The 9,093-nt window shown below is 71.2% G+C and carries 8 protein-coding genes; 2 read left to right on the forward strand and 6 right to left on the reverse strand.

Going from position 1 to position 9,093, the window contains the following annotated elements; genetic code table 11:
• Window positions 1–374: 374 nt before the first annotated feature.
• Window positions 375–3,275, forward strand: coding sequence for a leucine--tRNA ligase (leuS, locus tag JWR81_RS05680; RefSeq protein ID WP_297647563.1), 2,901 nt, complete (start codon window positions 375–377; stop codon window positions 3,273–3,275).
• 20 nt (window positions 3,276–3,295) lie between these two features.
• Here the strand turns inward: leuS and JWR81_RS05685 are convergent, their stop codons facing one another.
• The 6 genes from JWR81_RS05685 to JWR81_RS05710 form a co-directional block, all read right to left on the reverse strand.
• Window positions 3,296–3,712 carry a hypothetical protein gene (locus JWR81_RS05685; protein WP_297647566.1) on the reverse strand — a complete coding sequence of 139 codons (417 nt, stop codon included), beginning with the start codon at window positions 3,710–3,712 and terminating at the stop codon, window positions 3,296–3,298.
• A 7-nt stretch (window positions 3,713–3,719) separates the two neighbouring features.
• The gene (locus JWR81_RS05690; protein ID WP_297647576.1) at window positions 3,720–4,487 is read right to left on the reverse strand and encodes a UPF0158 family protein; all 768 of its coding nucleotides are present in this window, start codon (window positions 4,485–4,487) and stop codon (window positions 3,720–3,722) included.
• Window positions 4,488–4,708: 221 nt separating this feature from the next.
• Entirely contained in the window at window positions 4,709–5,407 is a 699-nt protein-coding gene (locus tag JWR81_RS05695; RefSeq protein WP_297647586.1) for an SDR family oxidoreductase, read from the reverse strand.
• 65 nt (window positions 5,408–5,472) lie between these two features.
• Complete coding sequence (locus tag JWR81_RS05700; RefSeq protein ID WP_297647589.1) at window positions 5,473–6,057, reverse strand: C40 family peptidase; 585 nt, start codon at window positions 6,055–6,057, stop codon at window positions 5,473–5,475.
• A 542-nt stretch (window positions 6,058–6,599) separates the two neighbouring features.
• Complete coding sequence (locus JWR81_RS05705; protein ID WP_297647592.1) at window positions 6,600–7,673, reverse strand: inositol-3-phosphate synthase; 1,074 nt, start codon at window positions 7,671–7,673, stop codon at window positions 6,600–6,602.
• 43 nt (window positions 7,674–7,716) lie between these two features.
• On the reverse strand, window positions 7,717–8,283 hold the full coding sequence (locus tag JWR81_RS05710) for a PadR family transcriptional regulator (protein ID WP_297647595.1): 567 nt from the start codon (window positions 8,281–8,283) through the stop codon (window positions 7,717–7,719).
• 155 nt (window positions 8,284–8,438) lie between these two features.
• Here JWR81_RS05710 and JWR81_RS05715 point away from each other — a divergent pair, with 155 nt between their 5' ends.
• Window positions 8,439–8,858 (forward strand): DUF5318 family protein, encoded by a 420-nt coding sequence (locus JWR81_RS05715; RefSeq protein ID WP_297647598.1) that lies wholly within the window; start codon window positions 8,439–8,441, stop codon window positions 8,856–8,858.
• Window positions 8,859–9,093 lie beyond the last annotated feature (235 nt).

Here is a 9,093-nt window from a genome sequence, read left to right on the forward strand (position 1 = left end):
CGCCCGCCCGGTTCCCGGCATCGAACGCGGCGTCGGAGGCAAGCGTGGCGGGCGTCCGGACGCCGACCCAGCGGTTGCGGCGCAGCATCGACCGGGCCCCCAGCACGGCGACGACGACGAGCACGACGCCGGCCAGCACGAGGACGGCTCCGAGGATCAGGCGCAGGGTCGATGGCACGGGTCCAGGGTAGGCGAACGCCACCGCGCCAACCCGATCGCGGCCTCTCGGCCAGCAGCGTTACCCTTGAGAACGTGGCCCGCCGACTTCTTGGCAACGCCGCGCCGAGCTGATCACCGCCGGCGCGGCGACCCCTCATGCCTTGTGGCGGAGGGGTTTTTTGTTCTCTGCGGGCCCCCACGACCAGGAGCGGGACATGAGCACGGACACCACCACCGACGCATCCGACACGACCGGCGGTGACACGCTGCCTTTCCGGTACAACGCCGCGCTGGCCGCCCGGATCGAGAAGACCTGGCAGGACCGGTGGGAGACCGAGGGCACCTTCCACACGCCCAACCCGTCGGGCCCCATGGCCGATCCGGACGCGGTGGGCGGCAGTGCCGAGGATCCGGACCGAGCCGGCCGCAAGGTCTACCTGATGGACATGTTCCCGTACCCGTCCGGGTCGGGGCTGCACGTCGGGCACCCGCTGGGCTTCATCGGCACCGACGTGCTGGGCCGCTACCTGCGGATGAACGGCCGCACCGTGCTGCACGCGATGGGCTTCGACGCGTTCGGGCTGCCCGCCGAGCAGTACGCCGTGCAGACGGGCACGCACCCGCGCAAGACCACCGAGGACAACATCACCCGGTACAAGGCGCAGCTGCGCCAGCTGGGTCTGGCTCACGACGAGCGCCGCTCGTTCGCCACCACCGACGTCGAGTTCTACCGCTGGACGCAGTGGATCTTCCTGCAGATCTACAACGCCTGGTACGACTCGGCCGCGGAGAAGGCCCGCCCGATCGCCGAGCTGGAGGCCGAGTTCGCGGCCGGCACCCGCCCGACGCCGGACGGTCGCGCCTGGGCGGACCTGACGCGCGTCGAGCAGCGCACGGTGGTCGACGGCTACCGGCTGGCCTACATCTCCGAGGCGCCGGTCAACTGGTGCCCCGGCCTGGGCACGGTGCTGGCCAACGAGGAGGTCACCGCCGACGGGCGCAGCGACCGGGGCAATTTCCCGGTGTTCCGCCGCAACCTGAAGCAGTGGATGATGCGGATCACCGCGTACTCCGACCGCCTGGTCGCCGACCTGGACCGCCTGGACTGGCCCGACTCGGTCAAGGCCATGCAGCGCAACTGGATCGGCCGCTCCGAGGGTGCGCAGGTGCGCTTCCCGATCACGGGTGTCGAGAGCCCGATCGAGGTCTTCACGACCCGGCCCGACACCCTGTTCGGTGCCACGTACATGGTGCTGGCCCCGGAACACCCGCTGGTGGACGCGATCGCTCCCGAGCAGTGGCCCGCGGACGTCGACAGCCGGTGGACGGGTGGCGCGGCCACCCCGCGCGAGGCCGTCGCCGCCTACCGCGCGGCTGCCGGGCGCAAGTCCGACCTGGACCGCCAGGAGAACAGGGACAAGACCGGCGTCTTCACCGGCGCGTACGCCACCAACCCGGTCAACGGCGAGCAGATCCCCGTGTTCGTCGCGGACTACGTGCTGATGGGCTACGGCACCGGTGCGATCATGGCCGTCCCGGCACAGGACCAGCGCGACTGGGACTTCGCCACGGCCTTCGGCCTGCCGATCGTCCGCACCGTGCAGCCGTCCGACGGCTTCGACGGCGAGGCCTTCACCGGAGACGGCCCGGCGATCAACTCGGCCAACGACGAGATCAGCCTGAACTCCCTCGGCGTCACCGAGGCCAAGCGCGCGATCATCGACTGGCTGGTCGAGAAGGGTGCCGGCGAGTCCGTCACCCACTACAAGCTGCGCGACTGGCTGTTCTCCCGCCAGCGCTACTGGGGCGAGCCGTTCCCCGTCGTCTGGGACGAGGACGGCATGCCCGTCGCGCTGCCCGAGGACCAGCTGCCCGTCGAGCTGCCCGAGATCGACGACTACGCCCCCACCGCCCACGACCCCGACGACGCGAACAGCGAGCCCGAGCCGCCGCTGTCGCGCAACGAGGAGTGGGTGAACGCGGACCTCGACCTGGGGTCGGGCGTGCAGCACTACCGCCGCGAGACCAACACGATGCCGCAGTGGGCCGGCTCCTGCTGGTACTACCTGCGTTACCTGGACCCGAAGAACACCGAGCGCTTCGTCGACCGTGAGGTCGAGGAGTACTGGCTGGGCAAGGACCCGTCGCGGGAGAACGACCCCGGCGGCGTCGACCTGTACGTCGGCGGCGTCGAGCACGCGGTGCTGCACCTGCTGTACTCCCGCTTCTGGCACAAGGTGCTCTACGACCTGGGCCACGTCAGCTCCGAGGAGCCCTTCCGCCGGCTGTTCAACCAGGGCTACATCCAGGCGTTCGCCTACACCGACGCGCGCGGCACGTACGTCCCGGCCGAGGAGGTCACGGGCGACGAGGCGAGTGGTTTCACGTGGAACAACCAGCCCGTGAAGCGTGAGTACGGGAAGATGGGCAAGTCGCTGAAGAACGTGGTGACACCCGACGAGATGAGCGAGCGCTACGGCGCCGACACGTTCCGGCTGTACGAGATGTCCACCGGCCCGATGGACGTCTCCCGCCCGTGGTCCACGCGTGACGTAGTCGGCTCGCAGCGGTTCCTGCAGCGGGTGTGGCGCAACCTGGTGGACGAGCGCACCGGCGAGATCCGGGTGACCGACGCCGAGCCCGACGTCGACACGCTGCGCGCCCTGCACAAGGCCATCGCCGGGGTGCACGCCGACTACGTGGCGCTGCACTACAACACGGCCGCGGCCAAGCTGATCGAGCTGAACAACTACCTGACCAAGGTCTACGGCGTCGTGGGCGTGCCGCGGTCGGTGGCGGAGCCGCTGGTGCTGATGATGGCGCCTCTGACCCCGCACATCGCCGAGGAGCTGTGGACGAGGCTGGGTCACGAGGGCTCCCTGGCCCACGGCCCGTTCCCGGTCGCCGACGAGCAGTACCTGGTGGCCGACACGGTCGAGTACCCGATCCAGGTCAACGGCAAGGTGCGCTCGCGCATCACGGTGGCCGCCGACGCCGACCAGGACGCGGTGAAGGCCGCGGTGCTGGCCGACGAGAAGGTTGTGGCCGCGCTGGACGGCAAGGAGCCCCGCAAGCTGATCGTGGTGCCCGGCCGCCTGGTGAACGTGGTCGTCTAGCAGGTCGGTGTTCGCCGGGCTCAGCGGCGGCGCGGGAGCCTGCGGCTCGGGCCGCGTTCCTCCGCCACCCGCTGCGAGGTCTTGATCCAGGCCTCCACCACGTCGATCACGACGGTGGCGTCGGCCAGGGCCAGCCCGGCCTCGGGCTGGGGCACCGCGCCGTCGGCGGCGGCCTGGACGTCGCGGTTGTACAGCGAGCGGAGCCTGCGGCCGGCGTCGGGGTCCATGCCGCGGTCGCGCACCGCATGCCGGACGAATGCCGCCACCACGGCCGCGGGTTCGGCGGCGGAGGGTTTGTCCAGCAGCACCAGCGTCGCCTCCGCCGCGGCCAGCGCCGCCCGGAAGGCCAGGCCGACCGTCTGCGCGGCGAAGCCGGTGGTGCCCAGCAGGTGGGCGGCGAACAGCTCCTCGCGCGCCCGTGCCATTCCCGTACTCATGCGCGGCTCATGCCACCAGCACGGCCTCGGCCGCGGCCCGGATCAGCAGCGGGGTGGCAGGAGCGGCGAGCTGCGCCCGGCTCACGGGGATCGCGGTGATCGTCAACCCGGAGCTCTCGGTGTGCCGCCACAGCACGTCGTCCATGCGGTGCAGCTCCTCCCACGGGGAGAGCAGGTCGGCCAGCACGACGATCAGCTCGAGGTCGAACTCCCCCGGCTCCTCGCTCCGCACCCACGAGCCGAACAGCAGCACCTGCTCGAGCCGGTCGCCGTAGAGGATCCCGAGGTCGACGGCCACGGCGGCCGGCACGTCCTCGTCCTCCTGGGTGGGGTCGGGGAAACGGGTGGCGGCGCGGTCGGCGTCGGCGCGCGAGATCAGTCCCTCGGCGGCGAGCCAGTTGAGCCCTCGGCGCCGCCCGCGGGCGTTGCGGAAGCGGAACCACTGGTCGCGCAGCTCGGGGAACTCGAAGAGCGTGTCCTTGAACCGGCGGAACGCGCCGCGGCCGGTGATGGCACGGTCGAGCAGGTCGGCGGCACGGCGGTGGTGCACGGCGGCCACGAACTCCGACATGTCGCGGTAGCTCTCGTAGGACTCGGTGGGCCGGATCCGCCGCCACCCGCCTGCCGCCAGGTCGTCGGCGCTCGGTCCGCCCACATCGGCGAGGTGCGACCGGACCTGCCCCGTGGCCGTCTCGATCCACCAGCTGACGCCCGGGCTGTGGTCGTCGAGGGCCGCGCACAGCTCGTCGAGGTCCACCGACGCCGGATCGAGCATTCCCGAAGCCTACCCACCGGCTGTGCCCTCCGGCGACGGTTCGATCACCGGCGTCGACCCCGCGACGCCACGGCGTGCCCGGCGCAGCCCGCTCCGGGACCGCAGCCGCTCGGCGGTGCGCTCGGGTCGGCGTCCGAGGCGCGGGTGGGGCCGGTCGTGTCCGTTTCCCGACGGTAGGGAGTGCGGGGTCCGGGTGTCGGTCGAACGGTGGGTGCGACGGGTCAGGCGCCGGCGGGCCGCAGCACGAGCTCGGTGAGGGCGGTGTCGGGCGGCGCGGTGACGGCGAGCAGCACGGCCCCGGCGACGGACTCGGCCCGCAGGTAGGACGCGGGCGTGTAGGTGCCGCCCTCGTGGGCCACGACGTCGCGCTGCATGTCGGTGTCCACCCTCCCGGGGTGCACCGACGTGACGCGCACGCCGTGCGGCGCCTCCTCCTCGCGGAGCGCGTCGGCGAAGGCTCGCAGGGCGAACTTGCTCGCGGCGTAGGACGCCCAGCCGGCCCGGGCGGTCAGCCCGGAGCCGGAGTTGATCAGCACCACGCGACCGTGCGCGGCCCGCAGGGCGGGCAGCAGCAGCCGCGTGAGCTCGGCGACGGCGACGACGTTGACGTCGAACTGCCGGCGCCACGTTTCGGCCGAGGTCTCGGCGACGGTGCCCAGCAGCCCGATGCCCGCGGAGTGCACCAGCGCGTCGAGGCGTTCGATGCCGCCCACGGCCTCGGCCACGGCGGCGGCGTCGGTGAGCTCCACGGGCCACGGCCGGGCGCCGGGGAGCTCGTCGGCGAGCGCCTGCAGGGCGGCGGTGTCGCGCCCCCCGAGCAGGAGGTCGTAGCCGGGCGCCAGTGCGCGGGCGATGGCGGCACCGATGCCGCGGGACGCCCCTGTGACCAGGGCGAGGGGACGGACATCGGGCTCGGTCACGGCTGGACTCTACGTGCTACGCCCGGCCCCGGGGATCGACGGGACCGGACGCGACGCGGAACCGCTCAGACGCGGCGCGCGTTGTGGAACGGCATCGCGCTCAGGTTCGAGATCTTCACGGGGCTGCTGGACGTGCTGGCGTGCACGACCTTGCCGCCGCCGATGTAGATCGCGACATGGCTGACCGGCGTGTAGAAGAACACGAGGTCACCGGGCCTCAGGTTCGCCTTCGAGACGGGAGTGCCGATCCTCGACATCGCGCGGCTGGTGCGGGGCAGCGAGATGCCCATCTGCGCGAAGGAGTACTTGACCAGGCCGGAGCAGTCGAACGCGTTCGGGCCGGCGGCGCCCCAGCGGTACGGGGACCCGATCTTGCCGAGCGCGACCTTCATGGCCGACAGCGTCAGGGCGCCGGGCGCCGCGGGGGTGGCGAGTGCGGCCGGAGCGACCGGCGTGCTGACGACGGGGGCCACCGCGGGGGCGGGAGCCTGGGGCAGGAACACGGAGGGGATGGAGACCGACTGCGCGGGGGCCGCTGCCGGTGCGGCCGCCATGGTGGTGGAGGGCAGGACGGCGGCGAAGGCGGCAGCGGTCGTGATGGTGGCCACGACCGCGGCACGAGCCGCGAGAGCGGGGAGGTGCTTGGGCACTCAGGGTCCTCGGGGTGAGCACCGCAGGTCGACCACCGGGGCTCGGGGGAGCACCCGGTGGGGAGACGGGGGCGACGACGTGCGGCCTCGACGTACCGGCCGCACCACACCCCGTCCGACGCCGACGGTGACCCGGCGCCCGCCGCTCCTGGTGAACGGCGGTGATCGCAGGGCCGTCGACCACATTACGAATACATTTCTCCGAAACACATGACCAACGTCTCAATGCGATACCGGTAAACGGTGAGCGTTCTCACCGCTGTGCCGGCCCGGAAAGTCGAATCACATCGATTGTGTTCAATGATCCTGCACCGTGATGTGCTGCAGCCGGGTGACCTGGGCTGCCAGTGATGACGATATCGAACCGTTATTGGTTCGAAAGAGTGAAAGTGTTTGCGATCCGGAAGGACCGCGCCTGTTTCGGAAAGGTTGCAGGAACGAAGGAAATTTCCACGGCAACGACCGGTGAGACGACAACGGCCCCGACTGTGGCAAGCGCCACGGTCGGGGCCGGAGTGTGGTCGGGCGACTACTGTTCGCCGCTACTTCTCGCCGCGGATGAACGCCTCCACGGCATCGCGGGCCACGTCGTCGCCGTACTGCTCGGGCGGGGACTTCATGAAGTAGCTCGACGCCGAGAGGATCGGGCCGCCGATGCCGCGGTCCTTGGCGATCTTGGCGGCGCGCACGGCGTCGATGATGATGCCGGCCGAGTTGGGCGAGTCCCAGACCTCGAGCTTGTACTCCAGGCTCAGCGGCACGTCGCCGAACGCGCGGCCCTCGAGGCGCACGTAGGCCCACTTGCGGTCGTCGAGCCACGCCACGTAGTCCGACGGCCCGATGTGCACGTTGTCCTTGCCCATGTCGCGGTCGACCTGCGAGGTGACCGACTGCGTCTTGGAGATCTTCTTCGACTCCAGCCGCTCGAGCTCCTTCATGTTCAGGAAGTCCATGTTCCCGCCCACGTTGAGCTGCATCGTGCGGTCGAGCTGCACGCCGCGGTCCTCGAAGAGCTTCGCCAGCACGCGGTGGGTGATGGTGGCACCCACCTGGCTCTTGATGTCGTCGCCGACGATCGGCACGCCCGCGGCCCTGAACTTCTCGGCCCACACCGGGTCGGAGGCGATGAACACCGGCAGCGCGTTGACGAAGGCCACGTCCGCGTCGATGGCGGCCTGCGCGTAGAACTTGTCGGCCTCCTCGCTGCCCACGGGGAGGTAGGAGACGAGCACGTCGGCGCGGGTGTCGCGCAGCACCTGCACGACGTCCGCCGGCGTCTCGTCGGACTCGGTGATCGTCTCGCGGTAGAAGCGGCCCAGCCCGTCGAACGTGTGGCCGCGCTGCACCGGCACGCCGAGCGGCGGCACGTCGGCGATCTTGATGGTGTTGTTCTCGCTGGCGCCGATGGCCTCCGAGAGGTCCTGGCCCACCTTCTTGGCGTCGACGTCGAACGCGGCGACGAACGTGATGTCCCGGACGTGGTACCCGCCGAAGTCGACGTGCATCAGCCCCGGGACACGGGCGGCGGGGTCGGCGTCGGCGTAGTACTGGACGCCCTGCACCAGGGACGACGCGCAGTTCCCGACGCCGACAACAGCGACTCGGACCTCGGTCATGGTCGGCTCCTCTTTCTCGTCCTGCTTGTTCATGGCTGGCTGGTCATGGGTTGCCGGCGTCGTCGCCGGTGGTCTCGCGCTGCTCGGCCTGTTCGCTCGCGATCAGCTCGTTGAGCCAGCGCACCTCGCGCTCGCTCGTGTCGAGCCCGAGCTGGTGCAGCTCGCGCGTGTAGCGGTCGATCTGCTCCCCGGCCTTCGCCAGCGTCGAGCGGAGCCCCTCCCGCCGTTCCTCTACAGCCCGCCTGCGGCCCTCGAGGATGCGCATGCGAGCCTCGGCGGGCGTGCGGGAGAAGAAGGCCAGGTGCACGCCGAACCCGTCGTCGTCCCAGGCCTGGGGGCCCGACTCGGAGAGCAGCTCGGCGAACCGCTCCTTGCCCTCCGCTGTGATCCGGTAGACGCGCTTGCCCCGCCGGGACCACGTGGCCGCCTCGGGAGGCTGTTCCGGGTCCTCGACGATGAGGCCCGCCCGGGTGAGCCGGCGCAGGGCGGGATAGAGCGACCCGTAGGAGAAGACCCGGAAGCCACCGAGCCGCAGGCCGAGCTGCTTGCGCAGCTCGTAGCCGTGCACGGGGGCCTCGTGGAGAAGCCCGAGAATCGCCAGCTCCAGCACGGACCCCTCCTCCCGACGGATCGCGACGATCGACCGCTCCACTATATCGAGCCGATACATCAGCGCACGGCGACGAGACCCCGGTCACCCCGGCCCCTCACCCGTCGGTGGGGCGTTCCGGGTCGCGCCGATGACCGTCCGCGTACCCTGATCCGGTGCGCACCCAGCGACAGGTGGTCGACTACGCATTGCAGCGCAAGGCGCTGCTCGCCGATGTCCACGCCGGTCGGGTCGGGGTGGCCGAGGTCTGCGACGCCAGTCCCTACCTGCTCCGCGCCGCCCGGTTCCACGGCGAGGCCAGCGAGCAGACCTGCCCGGTCTGCCGCAAGGAGCAGCTCACCCTGGTCTCATGGATCTTCGGTGAGAGTCTCAAGCACGCGGCCGGTTCGGCCCGCAAACCCGAGGAGATCGAGCAGCTCGCGAACCTTCACCCCGATTTCTCCGTGTACGTCGTGGAGGTATGCCGCACGTGCAGCTGGAACCATCTGGTCCTGTCCTACGTCATGGGAACCGGCGGCACGACAGACACCGGCGGCCGTCGCCGGCAGGAGCGGCGGCGGTCCGCCGCCGAGTGATCGATCCGACGATGTGCCATCCAGTGAACCCAGCGGAGGAGTGCGGTGACTGACTCTCGGTCCGGTGTGGGTGGACGCCCCCCCGGCGTACCACCGCATCCCCGTCCCACCCCCGGTCCGCCCCCCGCAGGACCTCCCCCCGCGTCCGATCCCCGCCCGACGCCGGGCCCCCGCCCCGGTGCCGGCAGGCCCGTTCCCCCCGGCGCACCCCCTGTCCCCCCGCGGCCCATGGGAC

The organism is Pseudonocardia sp. (assembly GCF_025965585.1).
GTDB lineage: Bacteria > Actinomycetota > Actinomycetes > Mycobacteriales > Pseudonocardiaceae > Pseudonocardia.